The organism is Pseudomonas sp. P135, from assembly GCF_020312125.1.
Classification (GTDB): domain Bacteria; phylum Pseudomonadota; class Gammaproteobacteria; order Pseudomonadales; family Pseudomonadaceae; genus Aquipseudomonas; species Aquipseudomonas fragariae.
This window is the reverse complement of record NZ_JAGPYR010000032.1, coordinates 1-18,390: the sequence shown is the minus strand read 5'-3', so window position 1 is coordinate 18,390 and position 18,390 is coordinate 1. Positions and strand designations below refer to the sequence as shown.

15 protein-coding genes are annotated in these 18,390 nt (G+C 55.0%); 7 read left to right on the top strand and 8 right to left on the bottom strand.

The features are described from left to right. Positions 1 to 6: 6 nt before the first annotated feature. Complete coding sequence (locus tag KBY08_RS25745) at positions 7 to 1,146, bottom strand: trypsin-like peptidase domain-containing protein (RefSeq protein WP_011266639.1); 1,140 nt, start codon at positions 1,144 to 1,146, stop codon at positions 7 to 9. 54 nt (positions 1,147 to 1,200) lie between these two features. Beyond that, positions 1,201 to 2,199, bottom strand: a complete 999-nt coding sequence (locus KBY08_RS25740) for an ATP-grasp domain-containing protein (protein ID WP_104683676.1) — start codon at positions 2,197 to 2,199, stop codon at positions 1,201 to 1,203. Positions 2,200 to 2,318: 119 nt separating this feature from the next. Here KBY08_RS25740 and KBY08_RS25735 point away from each other — a divergent pair, with 119 nt between their 5' ends. Further along, on the top strand, positions 2,319 to 2,864 hold the full coding sequence (locus KBY08_RS25735) for a DUF1523 family protein (RefSeq protein WP_003317774.1): 546 nt from the start codon (positions 2,319 to 2,321) through the stop codon (positions 2,862 to 2,864). A gap of 44 nt (positions 2,865 to 2,908) precedes the next feature. On the opposite strand, the gene KBY08_RS25730 is transcribed toward KBY08_RS25735, so the two are convergent. The 3 genes from KBY08_RS25730 to gstA form a co-directional block, all read right to left on the bottom strand. After that, positions 2,909 to 3,316, bottom strand: a complete 408-nt coding sequence (locus KBY08_RS25730) for a hypothetical protein (protein WP_024652517.1) — start codon at positions 3,314 to 3,316, stop codon at positions 2,909 to 2,911. After that, entirely contained in the window at positions 3,313 to 4,005 is a 693-nt protein-coding gene (locus KBY08_RS25725; protein WP_032636592.1) for a DUF433 domain-containing protein, read from the bottom strand. The genes KBY08_RS25730 and KBY08_RS25725 overlap by 4 nt, the downstream gene beginning before the upstream one ends. Before the next feature lie 241 nt (positions 4,006 to 4,246). Further along, complete coding sequence (gstA, locus tag KBY08_RS25720; RefSeq protein WP_058823238.1) at positions 4,247 to 4,867, bottom strand: glutathione transferase GstA; 621 nt, start codon at positions 4,865 to 4,867, stop codon at positions 4,247 to 4,249. Positions 4,868 to 5,021: 154 nt separating this feature from the next. Between gstA and KBY08_RS25715 the strand changes: the two genes are divergently transcribed. Further along, entirely contained in the window at positions 5,022 to 5,414 is a 393-nt protein-coding gene (locus tag KBY08_RS25715) for a winged helix-turn-helix transcriptional regulator (protein WP_111522785.1), read from the top strand. 338 nt (positions 5,415 to 5,752) lie between these two features. Here the strand turns inward: KBY08_RS25715 and KBY08_RS25710 are convergent, their stop codons facing one another. Beyond that, the gene (locus KBY08_RS25710) at positions 5,753 to 6,184 is read right to left on the bottom strand and encodes a pilin (RefSeq protein WP_058823240.1); all 432 of its coding nucleotides are present in this window, start codon (positions 6,182 to 6,184) and stop codon (positions 5,753 to 5,755) included. 225 nt (positions 6,185 to 6,409) lie between these two features. Between KBY08_RS25710 and pilB the strand changes: the two genes are divergently transcribed. Genes pilB through yacG form a run of 5 tightly spaced genes read left to right on the top strand, consistent with a single transcriptional unit; the run spans position 6,410 to position 11,024 of the window. Further along, the gene (pilB, locus tag KBY08_RS25705) at positions 6,410 to 8,104 is read left to right on the top strand and encodes a type IV-A pilus assembly ATPase PilB (RefSeq protein ID WP_058823241.1); all 1,695 of its coding nucleotides are present in this window, start codon (positions 6,410 to 6,412) and stop codon (positions 8,102 to 8,104) included. Between the two features lie 2 nt (positions 8,105 to 8,106). Beyond that, positions 8,107 to 9,324, top strand: a complete 1,218-nt coding sequence (locus KBY08_RS25700) for a type II secretion system F family protein (RefSeq protein ID WP_058823242.1) — start codon at positions 8,107 to 8,109, stop codon at positions 9,322 to 9,324. 1 nt (position 9,325) lies between these two features. Next, complete coding sequence (locus tag KBY08_RS25695) at positions 9,326 to 10,198, top strand: prepilin peptidase (RefSeq protein ID WP_024652510.1); 873 nt, start codon at positions 9,326 to 9,328, stop codon at positions 10,196 to 10,198. After that, positions 10,195 to 10,818 carry a dephospho-CoA kinase gene (gene coaE, locus KBY08_RS25690; RefSeq protein WP_024661082.1) on the top strand — a complete coding sequence of 208 codons (624 nt, stop codon included), beginning with the start codon at positions 10,195 to 10,197 and terminating at the stop codon, positions 10,816 to 10,818. Before KBY08_RS25695 ends, coaE begins: the two co-directional genes overlap by 4 nt. Next, complete coding sequence (yacG, locus tag KBY08_RS25685; RefSeq protein WP_002552020.1) at positions 10,815 to 11,024, top strand: DNA gyrase inhibitor YacG; 210 nt, start codon at positions 10,815 to 10,817, stop codon at positions 11,022 to 11,024. The genes coaE and yacG overlap by 4 nt, the downstream gene beginning before the upstream one ends. A 126-nt stretch (positions 11,025 to 11,150) precedes the next feature. Here yacG and KBY08_RS25680 read toward each other — a convergent pair whose 3' ends face one another. Next, positions 11,151 to 11,612, bottom strand: coding sequence for a hypothetical protein (locus tag KBY08_RS25680; RefSeq protein ID WP_111522786.1), 462 nt, complete (start codon positions 11,610 to 11,612; stop codon positions 11,151 to 11,153). 507 nt (positions 11,613 to 12,119) lie between these two features. Continuing rightward, positions 12,120 to 18,390: calcium-binding protein (locus tag KBY08_RS25675; protein ID WP_318654645.1), on the bottom strand; the 6,271-nt coding region annotated here is incomplete at its 5' end.

Genomic DNA, 18,390 nt, shown 5'->3' with positions numbered 1-18,390 from the left:
CCGACTTCACTGGCGAGAGGCTTCAACGAGCCATAACGACGACTGAGCGGTGCGCGAGATTTCTGTGGTGGTGTACGACCTTTCCGGGCGGGCATGCGCAGCGTCGATGCGGCACGCCTGCAGAAAGGCCAGCAGCAATGCGGACTTCACGGCGAAGTTCATGTTTTGCCCGTCCGGTACGGTTGAGGTCACCATGCCAATCACCGCGCCACCGTTGTCGAATAACGGGCTGCCACTGGACCCCGGCTGTATCGGTGCCGTGAACTGAAACAGGCTGGCATCGTTGTGCAGGCCGAACAGACCGGAGATACCGCCCTGAGTCACCTGCAACCCGCCACCTGAAATGGATGCCAGTGGATAGCCCAAAACCGCTACGGTATCACCCGGCTCACAGCCCTGCCCGTCCCGGAATGTAACCGGAGACAACGGCGGCGCACCCTGCACGCGCAGCAGCGCGATGTCATTGCGACGGTCGATGACCACTGGCTCGGCCTTGTAACGGCCTTCAAGTGAAGTGATGTAGAACACGCCCATGTCTTCGATGACATGCGCACAGGTCATGACGTGCGCCGGGCCGACCACGAACGCCGTGCCGGTCGCCGACTCATGCCGAGGACCACCCGAGGATCCGCCAGACGGACGACGAGGATGGCGATCATCCACGTCCAGTCCGATCTTGCGCCCGAATGCCGACAGTCCATACGCCGAGCCTTCGCTCAGCGCGCGGAATTTCCATTGCTCATTGCGCTGGTAAAACTCGCCGATGATGATCGCCGCTTCGCCGTTATCGCGCAGGTCCAGGCGGTGCTCGATGTCGCTATCCACTTTGAGGTGCAGGCTGCCGATATCACGGATCGGCCCCATGGCCGCATAGACATAGACCATCAGCAGCACGCGATCACTGCCTGTCGGCAACCTGTCCAGCCTTAACGTGCAGCCAACGTCCTGAGGGCCGCCGCTCCACTCCATCCAGCCCTGCTCCTGATGCAGCAGCGCCGGATCACCCATCGGCTGGCGCTTGTCGTTGACCGCCAGCAAGGCGACCGCTGCGTACTCACCAAAAACCGAAGACTTACCGCTCTCCAGGTTCCAGGGGCAGTGGGCGTTAGCTAAAGCAGTGTTTGCACCTGGCGCAAGAAGCTTCATGCCCGATCCTCCCTGATAAGAGCGATTAGTGATAGCAAAAATCTATTATCACGATCAAACCGAGGCCCGTACAGCGACCGTGATGGCCTTGACGCGGATATCTTCCAGCCAATGTGTTTCCGGTTCTTTCAAGCCGAGACGCCGGGCCGCGAAAATACCCGGCAGGTTGATGCCGGTTTCACGGGTGTAGCCAATGCCCCCTGAATAACGCGGGTTGATCTCCAGCAAGCGCGGCTTGCCATCCGCGTCGTCGCGGGTCTGAACATTGATCAGCCCGTCGCAGGCAAAATGCTCCGCCGCACGTACCGCGAGCTGTACCGCTTCGCTGTCACGCTCGAAAGTCTGATTGAGCCCCACCTTGCGCCGCCCGACGAAAGCAACCGCCTTGCCGTGCTCGCAGACCATGTCTACCGAACACTCACTGCCCGGCATGTACGGCATGAGCAGCATGGTCGGCACGTCATCGGCCTGACGATAAGCATTAAGGTACGCCTGAAAGGTCGTCTCACGCGCATCCGGGTTGGCGAAACAACGAAAATCGTCAACGTCGGTCTTGAAGCGCCAAAAGCCGCGCCCGTAAATCCCGACCACCGGCTTGATACACACCTCGCCAGACACCGCCAACGCATCGTAAGCCGCCTGCAACTCCTCGGCATTGCTGACGGCAATCCCCGGAATACACGCCAGCCCCGCCGCCTCGGCCGCCGCCGTGAAACGACTCTTGTCATCGACATCCATGAAGGTCTGCAGGGACGTTCCGCCGGTAACGAGGTCCAACCCCTCAGCGACAAAACGGTCACGCTGCGCTTCGTAGAAGCTGCCTATACGCCCGGCGACAATAATCTTGACGCCCAGCGAGCGAGCAGTGTGAAGCACCCAGTCTATACGCTCGTCGTTATCGACCGGCTCTTGCAGCGCCACATCGGCCTGCCCGGTGATTTCGGAACGCTGCTGGCGATGCGAAGCGATGATCTGCACCGACGCAGGCAGCGCATCGCGCGCACCCATGATGACTTCACGCTGGCTGGATTGCCCTTCAAGGAACCAAATCATGTCAATCTCCGGGAGACAACGCCGTCAGCAACGGCCTTGTCGAATTTTGTAATAACTGTTTTGCTTCGAAATGTTCGGATTAGGGCAAAGTCACGCAATTTTAAACAGAGGACGCTGGTATGAAGTGGCTGAGAAGGTCGATTTGGCTTGTGGTATTCGTTGCACTGGGGATCGGCGCATTAAGCCTCTACTACGTCCTGCCGCGCCATGATGTCGTGATGATCACCGGCGTGGAAGTCAAAAGAATGGACGCCGACGGCGTCATCAACGCCGAAAACCCGGCAGACGGCCCGACCCGCGACGTGTACTTCATCAACACCGAAGACCCGGACAGCAAGAAAGTCGTGGTCTATCGCAACGAAGACACCGGCTGGAGCTTCCCGTGGTACTTCAAATTCGACTCCGCCGACATCCAGGCCAAAGCCCAGGGCTACTCGCGTGACTCCCAGCAACTGGCTTTGATCCGTTACTACGGCTGGAGGATAACCATCCTGTCGATGTTTCCCAATGTGACAGAGGTTGAGGCAGTGACGAGTCGTGATCAGCCATTTCCGATTTTTAACACGATCTTTTTTGTGGTGGTGGGGTTGCTGGTGGTGATGGTTGTGGTTGGGGTCAGGAGGAGGTTTAAAGGGCGGGCGCGGGTTGATGGGGTTGTGAGGTAACTTTCGTACTTTAGATACTGCGAAAAGCCCGGTCTATGATCGGGCTATAGATGGAGCTGCTGGAACTTGCGGGCGGTAGAAAACGCCCATGGCACACGAAAGGCTGCGCCGCCTTCGATTAACAAAGCCTGCTCGGTAATTGAAGGCCACCACTTGACCAGGTTTTCTGCCTTGTTCCAGTAGGTCATTTTCCCCCATTGCCTGGCAAGACAGAAAATGGGCATCCCACACTCCCGGAATGCCCGACGCTCAGCGTCTCCCTTGGAAAACTTGTCCTGAGACACGACCGCCCAACCGCCCTCTTTTTTGAGATGGGTCACCCATTCAATATCAGCGGAGTTGGCAGGGAATCTTTCACGCAGCGATACCACTGAGTGACCTTCACTCTTGGTCAGCTCATTGAGCGCTCTGGCGATGGCGGGCGGCAGGTTGTTATCGATCAAAAAATTCAAGCCGCGATCCTGTGCTCAAAATTAACTGCGGCTTCCACTGCCGCAGGCGGAATCTCATAGAGTAAAGCCACACGTTTCGCGTTCTGACCTTCAGCCAGATAAGAATGATAGATCGCTGCTGTGTCGATCCCCGTTGTTGCCAACACCGGTTTGCCAAAATTCCTTGCCGGGTCCAAAACGACTGCCTTGCTTCGCTTGACCGGATACCAGCGCTTTGCCGACTCTTCACCTGCGTAATCAATGCCCTCATATAGGAAAGGTGTAATGACCTGTTTAAAGGCATATTGCCGCTTCACCAGATCCAGCAGAGCCTCATCACCCGTCTCATCCAGAACCGTTGCAAAAATATCTCGTCCGTCAGTCTGAAAACGTCTGCACGTAAACGGGTAGCGCTGACCGAACATTTCTCTGGCTTGTAACGAGGCGCTGCGGATCGCTTGCAAGCTGACGCCGTGCTGGCGAAATGCGTGAACAAAACGAATTTCCAGCAGATCGTGGAAGCCGAGCAGCTTGTCGTTCAGAAATGCGACCTCTGGCGTCCAGAGGCCGGGGTGATCTACACCTGCCGCGCTATAGCCGAACATCCATCTGCGAATGTCTTTCGCCGGAATGCCAGTGTATGAGGACGCTTCTGCTGGGGTGTATAGGCCCACACCGAGGAGGCGACTGGGTAATGCGGTGGTGTTCATAGCCCCTCTCTTCTCATGTGTGGAGTAATCAGGTGGGTAATTCTGGGCTTGATTCGGATATCAATCAACGAACGTTTTGGTAACCGAAGCGGATCAGGAAGTGACCTAATGCAAAAGCTGAAATGTCCTACAATGCCATCGCATAACACCAAGCAATCGAATCAAAGCGCCCCCAACGAAGCACATCCGCCGGGGGCGTTATCGTTTCAACAGGTGAGTCTAACCTGAGTCTCTAGCAGGCTCAGGCCTTGTTGAACAGTTCGGGCAAACCTTCCGCTTTCAGTACAGCCTTGACGGATGGACGTGCTTCGACTCGGGCCATGAACGCTTGCAAAGCAGGTTGCGCTTCCAGCGAAATGCCAAAATTGACAGACCAGCGTGTTACCGCGAACAGGTAGGTGTCAGCAACGCTGAAATCGTTACCCAGCAGGTAATCACGACCATCCGCCAGCAGGCCATTCAAGTAGGTTTGTCTGGCGATGACCGGACGCTGAGCGTCGGTGGCATCAGCCCCCTTCGCCAGATAGAAAAGCGGTGTCCAGGCCTTGTGATACTCAGCAGCCAGATAATTGAGTATCTCCTGCAGCCGTGCACGCTCCAGCGTGCCGTTGGCTGGCACCAGCGCTGGTACGAAGTGGTCACCCAGATATTGCAGCACGGCAGCGCCTTCAGTCAGAACAGCACCGCCATCCAACCCCAGCGCAGGAACAGCACCTTTGGGGTTGATCGCGTAATAGTCATCGCCGGATTCAAGCGTGTGCTGCCGCAGATTGACCTTGACCAATTCGTGAGCAACACCCGCTTCGTGCAACACGATATGAGCGGCAAGCGAGCAGGATCCGGGAGAGTAGTAGAACTTCATAGGTGATTGTTCCGGTGGTTGAGAATGACCAGATCCTAGCACCCAGATAACTTTTGTATAGCTGGTAACTTAAGGTTACTCTCATTCTCCGGTTACCATTCTGTAACCTGGTTACGCGCTGGAAACTCGCAACTCGACAAAGGAACACCCCGCCATGTCCCTGAAAATGCGCAAAAGCAAAGTCAACCATCCCGTCCCGGAATGCGCGGTAGCGGCGTGCATGTGGTTGCTGGGCGGAGTATGGACTCCAAATCTGCTGTGGAGTTTGAGTGGCGGGCCTCGACGGTTCGGCGAACTGCGCATAGACATTCCCGGCATTTCGGCAAAAATGCTGTCGGTAAGGCTTAAGGAGATGGAGGAGAACGGTGTGGTTGTTCGGACGGTGCTGGCGACTTCGCCGCCTTCTGCGGAGTACAGTCTCTCGGAGTTGGGATTGGAGTTGCTGCCGGCGATAAAGGCGATTGCGGAGATTGGGTATCGGTTAAAGTTGGGCGGGGGATGGGTAATAAGTGATCGTGGGAGATCGCCAGTCCAAAATTTAGATTGATACGGCCTCTTAGGCAGCTTCATCGAGGTATCCGGCGTGCTCAATAGCAGACGTTAACAACTATTAACAGACACTGTTTATTTTATTTAAAAACATCACGATGGACTTAACCTAAAACCTGATCGACCAAAGCAATATTTTTGAGGCTGACACGACTCACCTAAGTGATGATCTAGACCAGATAGATTACGGCACGAGGGCAAGAAATAAACTATAAACCACAAAAAACCCGGCCAATGGCCGGGTTGCCTGTTGAGTTAGCGATCAGCCAAACTATACAGATGAGTTGGTACGCACTAGCTTACTTTATAGCGTCAGCGTGCCAGCGCGCCGCCATATTAAGGGCGGCAAACAGCTGGACGATATTGAGCAATGATGGTCCCCGTATTACATGTCCAAGTGATGGTGTTGTTCGTACCGTTTGCTAATGGGGTCATAACGAAAGTCTGATTGCGAATAGCAGCGTTGACCGGTGCAGCATTAAGCGTGGTTGCGGTAATAACGCCATTTGCTGCGATTGCAACAGATGCAGTATACGTACCAGACGCACCGCCATACCCCGCAGCAGCGTTGCTTGCGGGGAAGGCACCAGTGGTTTGATACGCTTCACTAACGGCAACCTTCGCACCATCAGTCAGCGCAACCAACTCTGCTACCTGAGCACGGATCGTGTAATCCTGATATGCGGGAATAGCGACCGCAGCAAGAATGCCGACAATCGCCACCACGATCATCAGCTCGATCAATGTAAAACCTTTCTGTGTTTTCATCTCTACTTCTCCGGGGCGTCAATTAGGTAGTGCCTTGTCGAGTGATCAAGCACAGGTCGTGCCAAATGTCCTCCCACATGGATCATTGTCCTTTCTGGTTTGTCGAAAGAGCTCAAGACTCGGAAATCAGCAGAAACTGACAATTTTCGTCATCCCCCCCTCTGACATTTGGCAGCACCGCTCGACTGCGCTATAACCCACCCACTGTCCGTTTCTGGTGGTCTTATGACTGAAGCTGTCCTCACTGGTCTGGCCAAACAACTGGTCCTCGCCGAACTGCTTACTGAAACTGCTGCTCAGCAAGCGTATATACAGGCTCGCCGCGACAAGATTTCGTTGGTGAGCTATCTGGTGCAGAACAAATTGGTCAAAAGCCTGACGGTGGCAGAGATGGCCTCCGATCAATTTGGCGTTCCTTTCATGGACCTGACCAGCCTAGACAGGGAGAGCCAGCCTAAAGGTTTGGTCAGTGAAAAGCTGGTTCGACAGCATCACGCTCTGCCGCTGTGGCGACGCGGTAATAAGCTATTTATCGGAATTTCCGACCCTACGAATCATCAAGCGGTGACTGATATCCAGTTCAGCACTGGCCTGAACACCGAAGCGATTCTGGTTGAAGATGACAAGCTGACTGTTGCGATAGACCGTTTTTTCGACAGTGACAGCGGTCTGGGCAACCTGGAAGATGTGGATCTGGGTCTGGATATTGAACCGGCTGATGGCAAGGAAACTTCCATCGCTACGCAGAATGACGCAGACGATGCCCCGGTGGTGCGCTTCGTCAACAAAATGTTGATGGACGCTATTCGGTTAGGATCGTCCGACCTGCATTTTGAGCCTTACGAAAAGATCTTCCGCGTGCGGTTGCGTACCGACGGCATCTTGCATGAAGTCGCTAGACCACCAATTCATTTGGCGAACCGTATCGCCGCGCGCTTGAAAGTGATGGCCAGCCTGGATATCTCGGAACGACGCAAACCGCAGGACGGACGCGTCAAGTTACGTGTGTCCAAAACAAAAGCCATCGATTTTCGTATGAACACCTTACCCACGTTGTGGGGCGAGAAGATCGTAATGCGGATCCTCGATCCGACCAGTGCGCAGATGGGCATTGATGCGCTGGGCTACGAGCCAGAACAAAAGGCATTGTATCTGGAGGCGCTGAAGCAGCCGCAAGGTATGATTCTCGTAACCGGCCCGACAGGCTCCGGTAAGACAGTGTCCCTGTATACCGGGCTGAATATACTCAATACCGTGGATATCAATATTTCTACAGCCGAAGATCCGGTGGAGATCAACCTGGAAGGCATCAATCAGGTCAACGTCAACCCGCGCCAGGGACTGGACTTTTCCCAAGCCTTGCGCGCATTTTTGCGTCAAGATCCCGACGTGATCATGGTCGGCGAGATACGAGACCTGGAAACTGCCGAAATCGCCATCAAGGCCTCGCAGACTGGCCATATGGTGCTCTCAACTCTGCACACCAACAGCGCCGCGGAAACGCTGACTCGCCTGCACCATATGGGCGTTGCAGCATTCAATATTGCAACAGCGATCAACCTGATTATTGCGCAACGACTGGCGCGCAAGCTGTGTAGCCACTGCAAAAAAGAACTGGATATTCCTCGCGAGACACTGATTCAGGAAGGCTTTCCAGAAGCCAAAATAGGCACTTTCAAGATATACGGCCCGGTGGGCTGTGAGCACTGCAACGGGGGTTATCGAGGCAGGGTGGGCATTTACGAAGTGGTTAAGAAAACACCGGAACTGGAACGCATCATCATGGAAGAAGGCAACTCTCTGGAGATCTCCAGACAGATGCGCAAGGACGGTTTCAATGACCTTCGCACATCGGGGCTTTCGAAAGCCATGCAAGGCATCACCAGCCTTGAAGAAGTCAACCGAGTGACCAAGGATTGAACATGGCCAGCAAGGCAGTCAAAGTTACCGTTTACACGTGGGAAGGTGTTGACAAGAAAGGCACTAAAACCAGTGGCGAACTGAGCGGCCATAACCTGGCGCTCGTAAAGGCCCAGTTACGCAAGCAAGGCATCAATCCTACCAAGGTGCGTAAGAAGTCTGCGTCGTTCTTCGGTAAAGGCAAGAAGATCAAGCCTTTGGACATCGCATTCTTCTCTAGACAGATGGCGACAATGATGAAGGCCGGTGTGCCGCTGCTTCAATCATTCGATATTATCAGTGAGGGAGCAGAAAACCCAAATATGCGAGCTTTGGTAAACTCGCTAAAACAGGAAGTTTCAGCGGGTAATAGCTTTGCAACAGCCTTGCGGCAAAAGCCCGAATACTTCGACGAGCTATTTTGCAACCTAGTGGATGCAGGCGAACAGGCAGGCGCACTCGAAAGCCTTTTGGATCGTGTTGCTAGTTATAAGGAAAAGACTGAAAAGCTCAAAGCCAAGATCAAAAAAGCAATGACCTACCCTGCGGCTGTAGTGGTCGTGGCAATTATCGTATCAGGTATTCTGCTCATCAAAGTAGTACCTCAGTTCCAAGTAGTTTTTGCAGGATTTGGAGCTGAGTTACCAGGATTTACTTTAATGGTAATAGGCCTCTCTGAAATCGTACAGAAGTGGTGGCTAGCAATTAGCCTCGCTTTTTTCGCCGGTGCCTTTTTTTTAAAACGAGCTTATAAACAGTCCCAAAAATTTCGCGATAGCTTGGATCGTTTTCTACTGAAAGTACCGATTATTGGACCTCTGATTTTCAAATCCTCAGTGGCCCGTTACGCACGAACCTTAGCAACAACCTTTGCCGCTGGCGTTCCACTGGTCGAGGCGCTGGACTCCGTAGCAGGAGCCACGGGTAACGTAGTCTTTAAAAATGCGGTCAACAAGGTTAAGCAGGATGTTTCAACAGGTATGCAGTTGAATTTTTCGATGCGCTCCACCGGCGTTTTTCCTAGTCTAGCGATTCAAATGACCGCCATCGGCGAGGAATCTGGCGCATTGGACAATATGCTCGATAAAGTCGCTACCTATTACGAGGATGAAGTCGACAATATGGTAGATAGCCTGACCAGCCTGATGGAGCCAGTGATCATGGGCGTTCTCGGTGTAATCGTAGGTGGTTTGGTAATTGCGATGTATCTACCAATATTCAAACTTGGGGGCGCAGTCTGACATGCCCCTCCTCGACCTCCTGGCCAGCTCCCCCTTGGCCTTCGTCACCACCTGCTGCATCCTCGGCCTGATCATCGGAAGCTTCCTCAACGTGGTCGTCTACCGCCTGCCAATAATGATGGAGCGCGACTGGAAAGCCCAATCCCGAGAACTGCTCGGCCTGCCCGCCGAACCCGATCAGCCCGTCTTCAATCTGAATCGTCCCCGTTCCAGCTGCCCGCATTGCGCACACAAAATCCGCCCGTGGGAGAACCTGCCGGTTATCAGCTATCTGCTGCTGCGCGGTAAATGCTCGCAGTGCAAAGCGCCGATCAGCAAACGCTACCCGCTGGTCGAGCTGACCTGCGCAGTGCTATCAGCCTACGTGGCCTGGCATTTCGGCTTTGGCTGGCAGGCGGCGGCGATGCTGGTGTTGAGCTGGGGCCTGCTGGCGATGAGTCTGATCGATGCCGATCACCAACTGTTGCCTGATTCTCTGGTGCTGCCACTGCTGTGGCTGGGCCTGATCGTCAACGCTTTCGGGCTGTTCACCTCGCTGAACGATGCGCTATGGGGTGCAGTGGCCGGCTATCTGGCGCTGTGGTCGGTGTTCTGGCTGTTCAAGCTGGTGACCGGCAAGGAAGGCATGGGTTATGGCGACTTCAAGTTGCTGGCCATGCTGGGCGCGTGGGGCGGCTGGCAGATTTTGCCGCTGACCATCCTGTTATCGTCGCTGGTGGGCGCGCTGCTCGGGGTGATCATGATGCGTGTGCGCAGGGTCGAAAGCGGTACGCCGATCCCCTTTGGTCCTTATCTGGCCATTGCGGGGTGGATCGCTTTGCTCTGGGGTGGTCAAATAACCGACTCTTACATGCAGTTTGCCGGTTTCAGATGACTCACCCTGATGAAAAACCCTGGATTCTTGGCCTGACTGGCGGCATCGGTAGCGGTAAAAGTGCAGCGGCGAAGTGTTTTAGCGACCTTGGCGTCGACACTGTGGATGCCGACCATGCCGCCCGCTGGGTTGTCGAGCCCGGGCGCCCGGCGCTGGAGCAGATCGCGGCGCACTTCGGTAACGGCGTGTTGCAGACCCGCGGCGAGCTGGATCGTGGCGCGCTGCGCAAGCTGATCTTCGAAAACCCCGAGCAGCGGCGCTGGCTGGAAGCGCTGCTGCATCCGCTGATCAATCAGGAAATCGTCAGCCATCTGGCCAAGGCCAAGTCGCCGTATGCCATTTTGGTCTCGCCACTGCTGGTCGAGTCCGGGCAATACCGCATGGTTCAGAGGCTGCTGGTGATCGATGCTCCGGCGCACCTGCAGATAGAACGCACCATGCTGCGCGACAGCTCCAGCCAGGAGCAGGTCGAAGCCATTCTCAAGGTGCAGATCCAGCGTGAAGACCGCCTGCGTCATGCCAATGATGTGCTGGTCAACGACCGCGATCACGCCTGGCTCAGCAGCGAAGTCGAGCGGCTGCACCACTTTTACCTTACTTTGCGTGGAGGCCAATCATGAGCCAACCAATGACCGTTCAATGCCCAACCTGCGACGCCCCGGTGGAATGGAGCGCAGCCAGTCCGAGCCGTCCGTTCTGCTCCGAGCGCTGCAAACTGATCGACCTGGGAGCCTGGGCTTCTGAAGAGCATGCAATTCCGGTGAGCCCGGATGCCGAGGATGAGTTGTTCTCGGGTGACCTGGAGGCTCCGCACAGGGGGCATTGATAACAAGTCGATGTGAAGCAACTCGCTTATACGCAACTACGAGGGCTATCTTTCAGCCGCATCTCAGGACGTCTGTGATGGCCCTTTCGCGAGCAAGCTCGCTCCCACGACGCTCATGTCTCGCGATCATTTACGGTCCAACGCAGCCCTCAACGCATCAGCACTGCGAAACTGCTGCTGACTGACCAACTGCCCGTCGCGCAACTGTAACCACAGCACTTTATCGTCATCGCCTGCGTACTGCGGCACGATGCGCGCCTCTCGATCAAGCATCACGCGATAGCTGTAGTCACGCATTTTGGGGATGGCGAACATCTTGGCGATGATGGTTGGCATTTTCTGGATGTCAGCGACAAACACCGTGTGGCGTGATTCCAGAAAGCCTTTTGGCTTGTCCTGAAGGGCGGCATTCACCAACTTGGCGGCGTCCATGCTGCGTGCGACCAGCAGGGTTTGCGTCTGGTTGTTCAGGGTGTAGGGTTGATCGTATTGATCGAGCAGTGTCCAGGAGGACAGGCGCTCGCCGACTTGCAGGGCGTTGGCGGTGAGGGGCAGCAAGGCCAAGAGTAGAGCGGAAAGAAATTTCACTGCCAGAGTCCTCCGAGGTTAAGGACAGCAAGCATAATGCTTTCTGCAGGCGTCACGCAGAACTATTCAATACGCCGAATTCAGAGACACCCAATATGCTTAAGGGCCTGCCCCGTTCCCCGTAAAGATAAGGCTTCTGGCAGCGCTGGTGAGCGAAACGACAAATAACGCTCACCAGAGATGGACTATTTCTTTTTGGCTTTTCTTACTTCAGCCATTGGATCATTACAACCTTGTTTTTGACAGGGTTGGACTGACGCTTTGTCCGTGCTAGTGAAGGTTCCTTTTCGTACACCTTCTTCTGCGCACTTGTCACACCAGACTTCGGCGTAAACTTCTTGCCCATCGACATTACCTATCTGCATAAAGCAATCCTTGAGTTACCAAAAAATGAGTACTTGGCTCGTCTAGTTCAGTATTAACACGAGAAATTGAACTCGCTTGCTATCGAAACGAATTGCAAAAAGAGATGCATCGATAACCGACACACCTCTTTTCGCATCAACCCTACTGCCAGTTGGCTGCCAACACAGCGTCTAACTGTGTTTGCTGTGCAGCCGTCAGGTTTCGCTCGGCCCCTGCATCAACTCCGAACGACGCCATGCTGTCGACCAGGCTTTGCACCTGGCTATCAAGCAACGTTTTTCCATCGGCAGTCTTGAATTGGTCCACCTGATAGTCATTAGCCGCATACCAGTTGCTCACCACTACCTTGTCGCTGGTATCGATGATACTGACTTCCAGATCGCTACCACTGCGACGGAACCACAAGTCGTCAAGGCTTACCTCTGTGCCGAATTGCAGCACATCGGTACCGCTACTGACATCGTAATTGTTGATCACGTCTCGTCCTGAGCCAATGTTGATCTCGTAGGTGTCACTGCCATCGCCCCCGATAAGGCTATCGTTGCCAGTGCCGCCGTTGAGTACATCATTGCCCGCGCCGCCATAGAGAGTGTCGTTGCCCGACTCTCCGTACAACCTGTCGTCACCCTCTTCACCATACAGCGTATCAAGCCCTTTGCCGCCATAGATGCTGTCATTGCCAGCCGCACCGGAAGCGTTATCGTCGCCGTCGCCAGCGTTGATAACATCATCACTCGCGTAACCGCGGAGGCTCTGGTCAGATGAATTTCCAAACAGTACCTGGGACTTGATGGCCGACTGATTCCAGAGTGTGCCATCAGCAAATTGCAGCTGATCGATCTGATACCCGCTCGTTGCGTCCTCGGCGAAATGGTTCATCACGCGCAGACTGTCGGTTGTACCGTTGGCGCGAATAAGCAGATCACTGCTGTCCCGAGTGATACTGACATCACTGACGTTCAGGTCGGCAAGTTTTACGGTATCAAGCTTTCCGACACGGGCTTCATTGGCATAGTAGATGCTGTCTTGCCCGGCGCCTTTGCCAAACAGGTAGGTATCGTCTCCGTCACCACCGTTCAGTTGATCATTCCCGGCACCGCCGTCCAGAACATCATTGCCATCTCCGCCGTAGAGCGTGTCATTGCCTGCTCCACCTTGCAGCAAATCGTTACCACCGTCACCGTTAAGCGTGTCAGCGCCCGCACCGCCGGACAAAGTATCGTTGCCGCTACCACCGTTCACCGTATCGTCGCCAGCACCGGCGTCGATCAAGTCATTGCCGGACGTACCGGAGAGGGTTTCATCGATGTCCGAGCCTTGCATGACCTGGGATTTGATCTGGCTCTGATCCCAGAAACTGCCATCGGCAAACTGGATACGGTCGATTTGATAACCGCCAGCGGCGTCCCCCTGGAAGTGGTAAACCACTCGCAGGCTGTCGGTGCTACCCAGTACCCGGATGATCAGGTCGTTACCATCGCGGCGCACGCTGACATCAGAGGCATTGAGATCGGTAAGCTTGATCGTATCGAGCTTGCCTTCGCGATTTTCATAGGCGTAGTAAATCGTGTCTTGCCCAGCGCCCTTACCAAACAGGTAAGTATCGTCACCCTCGCCACCGTCCAGTTGATCGTTGCCAGCTCCGCCGTCCAGGGTGTCATTACCCACTCCACCATTGAGGCTGTCATTCCCTGCGCTGCCCAGCAGCAAGTCATTACCCTCGCCGCCGCTCAACGTATCGGCTCCGGCATTACCTGCCAGAGTGTCATTACCGGCAGCACCGTTGATGACGTCATCGCCCGCTCGCGCATCAATAACGTCATCACCACTGGTTCCCGACAATGTTTCGTCCGCGTCGCTACCCTGCAGAATCTGGTTCTTGATGGCCGACTGATCCCAGAAACTTCCATCGGCGAACTGGATGCGATCAATCTGATACCCATAGGTCGCATCGTTAGTGAAGTGGCTCACCACACGAAGGCTATCCGTGCTTCCCAGTACAAGAATGAGCAAATCATTTCCGTCGCGGCGCACGCTTACGTCCACTGCATTCAGATCAGTCAGCTTGACGGTATCGAGCTTGCCGACACGATTTTCATACGCATAGTAGACCCTATCCTGACCAGCACCCTTGGCGAAGATGTATGTGTCATCGCCGTCGCCGCCATCAAGCTGATCGTTACCCGCGCCGCCGTTAAGGATATCGTTACCAGCATCGCCGTAGAGAATGTCGTTACCCTGGCCACCCAGCAACAGGTCATCCCCACTCCCGCCATTGAGAGTATCTGCTCCCTTGCTGCCTGACAGCGTATCGTCCCCGCCGCCGCCATTGACGATGTCGTCTCCCGCACCGGCATCAATGCTGTCGCTGATGGCTGTACCCGCCAACGTCTCGTCGGCATCCGTTCCCTGCAGGACCGCAGATTTGATCAACGCCTGATTCCAGCTACTGCCGTCGGCAAACTGAATTTGATCAATCTGGTAACCATAAGTCGCATCGCTGGTGAAGTGAGCTACTACTCGTAGACTATCGGTGGTGCCCAAAACACGAATGAGCAAATCATTACCGTCACGGCGTACACTTACATCCGTTGCATTCAAGTCGATCAACTTCACCATATCGAGCTTGTCTACACGACTTTCATAGGCGTAGTTAATACTGTCCTGGCCCGATCCTTTGCCGAACAGGTAAGTATCGTCACCGTTGCCGCCGTCCAGAGTGTCATTACCAGCACCGCCGTCCAATTGGTCATTACCGTTGCCGCCGTTGAGAGCGTCCTTGCCCTCTCCCCCATTCAACACATCGTTTCCATCTTCGCCATTCAATGTGTCGGCACCGCTACCACCAGAGAGAGTATCGTTGCCGCTCCCCCCATTGACCGAATCGTCGCCCGCTGCCGCATTGATGATGTCATCACTACCGGTACCAGCTAGAGTTTCATCAGCTTCAGTACCTTGTAGCACCTGTGCCTTAATAGCTGTTTGATCCCAGAAGCTACCGTCTGCAAAGGCAATCCGGTCGATCTGATAGCCAGCCGTCGCATCACTCATAAAGTGGTAAAAAACTCGTAGAGTATCGGTTGTGCCGAGAATACGGATGACCAAGTCGTAGCCGTCACGAGCGATACTTACATCTGCAGCGTTTAGATCGATCAGTTTGACCTGATCCAGTTTGCCCACACGACTCTCGTTGGCGTAATAGACGGTATCCTGACCTGAACCCTTGCCGAACAGATAGATATCGTCACCCGCTCCGCCATCGAGACGATCATTACCTGCGCCGCCATCAAGTATGTCATTACCACTTCCGCCTAAGAGGGTGTCATTACCAGTGCCGCCATTAAGGTAGTCATCACCTTCATCGCCATTAAGTGAGTCGGCACCGTCGCCACCGAGCAATCTGTCCTGGCCGGCGGCGCCGTACAACGTATCGTCATCCGCCCCCCCGTCGATTAGATCATCGCTGGCGAAACCAGTCAGAACCTGAGCAGCATCACTGCTTGTGAGCACTTGCGCCTTGATGGTCGACTGATCCCAATTGCTGCCATCGGCAAATTCGATACGGTCGATCTGATAGCCGGCAGTAGCGTCACTCATGAAGTGATACATGACACGCAGAGTATCGGTCGTGCCGTTGATACGGATTACGAGGTCATAGCCGTCACGCACCACACTGACATCGGCAGCATTGAGGCCAATCAGCTTGACCTGATCGACCTTGCCTACACGGTTTTCGTTCGCATAGTAAATGGTGTCCTGGCCCGCGCCTTTACCGAACAGGTAAGTATCGTCACCGGCTCCGCCATCCAAACGGTCATTCCCGGCACCTCCATCGAGCACATCGTTGCCGGCACCGCCGTTGAGGATGTCATTGCCCAACCCGCCTTGCAGCAGATCGTTACCCTCTTCACCACTCAACGTATCAGCTCCGGAGCCGCCCATCAGGGTGTCATTGCCAGCAGCACCGTTTATTGTGTCGTCCCCACCGCCCGCGTCGATCAAGTCATCGGTAGCGTACCCTGCCAGGTACTGGTCCACATCACTCCCCAGCATGACCTGGGTCTTGATTGTGTCCTGCCCCCAAGTGCTGCCATCGGCAAACTGAATGCGATCAATCTGATAACCGGAAGTGGCATCCCCTATGAAGTGATACATGACTCGCAGGGTATCGGTAGTGCCATTGACCCGGATAATCAGGTCATAGCCATCTCGCGAAACACTGACGTCCGACACTCCGAGACCGACCAACTGAATGGTATCGACCTTACCTGCACGGGTTTCATTAACGTAGTAAAGGATGTCTTGCCCAGATCCTCTTCCGAACAGATATGTATCGTCACCTGCTCCGCCATCGAGACGATCATTGCCAGCACCGCCATCAAGCACGTCATCACCCGAACCGCCGTTGAGAGTGTCGTTACCCAATCCGCCTTGCAGAAGATCGTTACCTTCATCGCCATTCAAGGTATCGGCACCTGACCCACCGACGAGCTTATCGTTGCCAGCGGAACCGACGATTGTGTCGTCCCCGGCACCGCCGTCGATCAGATCGTCAGTACCGTAGCCCGCCAGGTACTGGTCGGCGTCACTGCTTTGCAATACTTGAGACTTGATCGTTTCCTGATCCCAGGCACTGCCATCGGCAAACTGGATGCGGTCGATCTGATAACCGGCTGTGGCATCGCTCATGAAGTGATACACGACGCGCAACGTATCAGTCGTGCCGTTGATGCGAATCACCAGGTCGTAGCTGTCTCGCGAAACGCTTACATCAGCTGCATTGAGGTCGACCAATTGAATCGTATCGACCTTGCCGACGCGGCTTTCGTTGGCGTAGTAGATAGTGTCCTGACCCGAGCCCTTGCCGAACAGGTAGGTATCGTCACCGGCACCACCATCCAGACGATCATTGCCAGCACCGCCATCAAGCACGTCATTGCCGGCGCCACCGTTGAGGATGTCATTGCCCGAACCGCCTTGTAGCAGATCGTTACCCTCTTCGCCGTTCAGGGTATCGGCACCCGAACCACCGGCCAGGGTGTCATTGCCAGCACCACCACTGACGGTGTCGTCACCGGCACCGGCGTCGATCAGGTCGTCGGTGGCGTAACCCGTCAGGGACTGGTCAGCATCATTCGCCTGCAATACCAGAGTCTTGATTGCGTCCAGATCCCAGGCACTGCCATCGGCAAACTGGATGCGGTCAATCTGATAACCGGCTGTGGCATCGCTCATGAAGTGATACACGACGCGCAACGTATCAGTCGTGCCGTTGATGCGAATCACCAGGTCATAGCTGTCTCGCGAAACGCTGACGTCGGCTGCATTGAGGTCGACCAATTGAATGGTATCGACCTTGCCGACGCGGCTTTCGTTGGCGTAGTAGATCGTGTCCTGACCCGAGCCCTTACCGAACAGGTAGGTGTCGTCACCGGCACCACCATCCAGACGATCATTGCCAGCACCGCCATCGAGCACGTCATTGCCGGCGCCACCGTTGAGGATGTCATTGCCCAGACCGCCTTGCAGCAAGTCGTTACCTTCTTCACCGTTCAGGGTATCGGCACCCGAACCACCGGCCAGGCTGTCGTTGCCAGCACCACCACTGACGGTGTCGTCACCGGCACCGGCGTCGATCAGGTCATCTGTGGCGTAACCGGCCAGAGACTGGTCAGCACCATTCCCTTGCAATACCTGAGTCTTGATTGCGTCCAGATCCCAGGCAATGCCATCGGCAAACTGGATGCGGTCGATCTGATAACCAGCTGTGGCATCGCTCAGGAAGTGATACACGACGCGCAACGTATCAGTCGTGCCGTTGATGCTAATCACTAGGTCATAGCTGTCTCGCGAAACGCTGACATCAGTTGCATTGAGGTCGACCAACCGAATCGTATCGACCTTGCCGACACGGCTTTCGTTGGCGTAGTAGATCGTATCCTGACCCGAGCCCTTGCCGAACAGGTAGGTGTCGTCACCGGCACCACCGTCCAGACGGTCATTACCCGAGCCCCCCTCCAACACATCGTCTCCACCATTACCGTAGAGCGTATCGTTACCGTCACCTCCGGTAAGGGTTTCGCCGACCTCCGTACCGGAGACAGTCAAGGCACTCACCGCTACAGGTGTGAACAGATTGGCGCTGATACTCTCTTTGTTCCAGATCACCCCATCGGCAAACTGCACCTGATCGATGCCATAGCCGTAGATGGCACTGCTGTAGAAGTGCGAACTGACCCGTAGGGTTTCACCGCCGTCCTTGATCTGGATAATCAGGTCATCGGACTCACGGCGCAGCACCACATCGGCAGCGTTCAGACCTTCCAGACGAATCACGTCCAGTTTGTTTGCAGTGGTGTCGTTATAGGCATAGTTGCTGATAGTGTCCTGACCCGAGCCCTTGCGGAACACG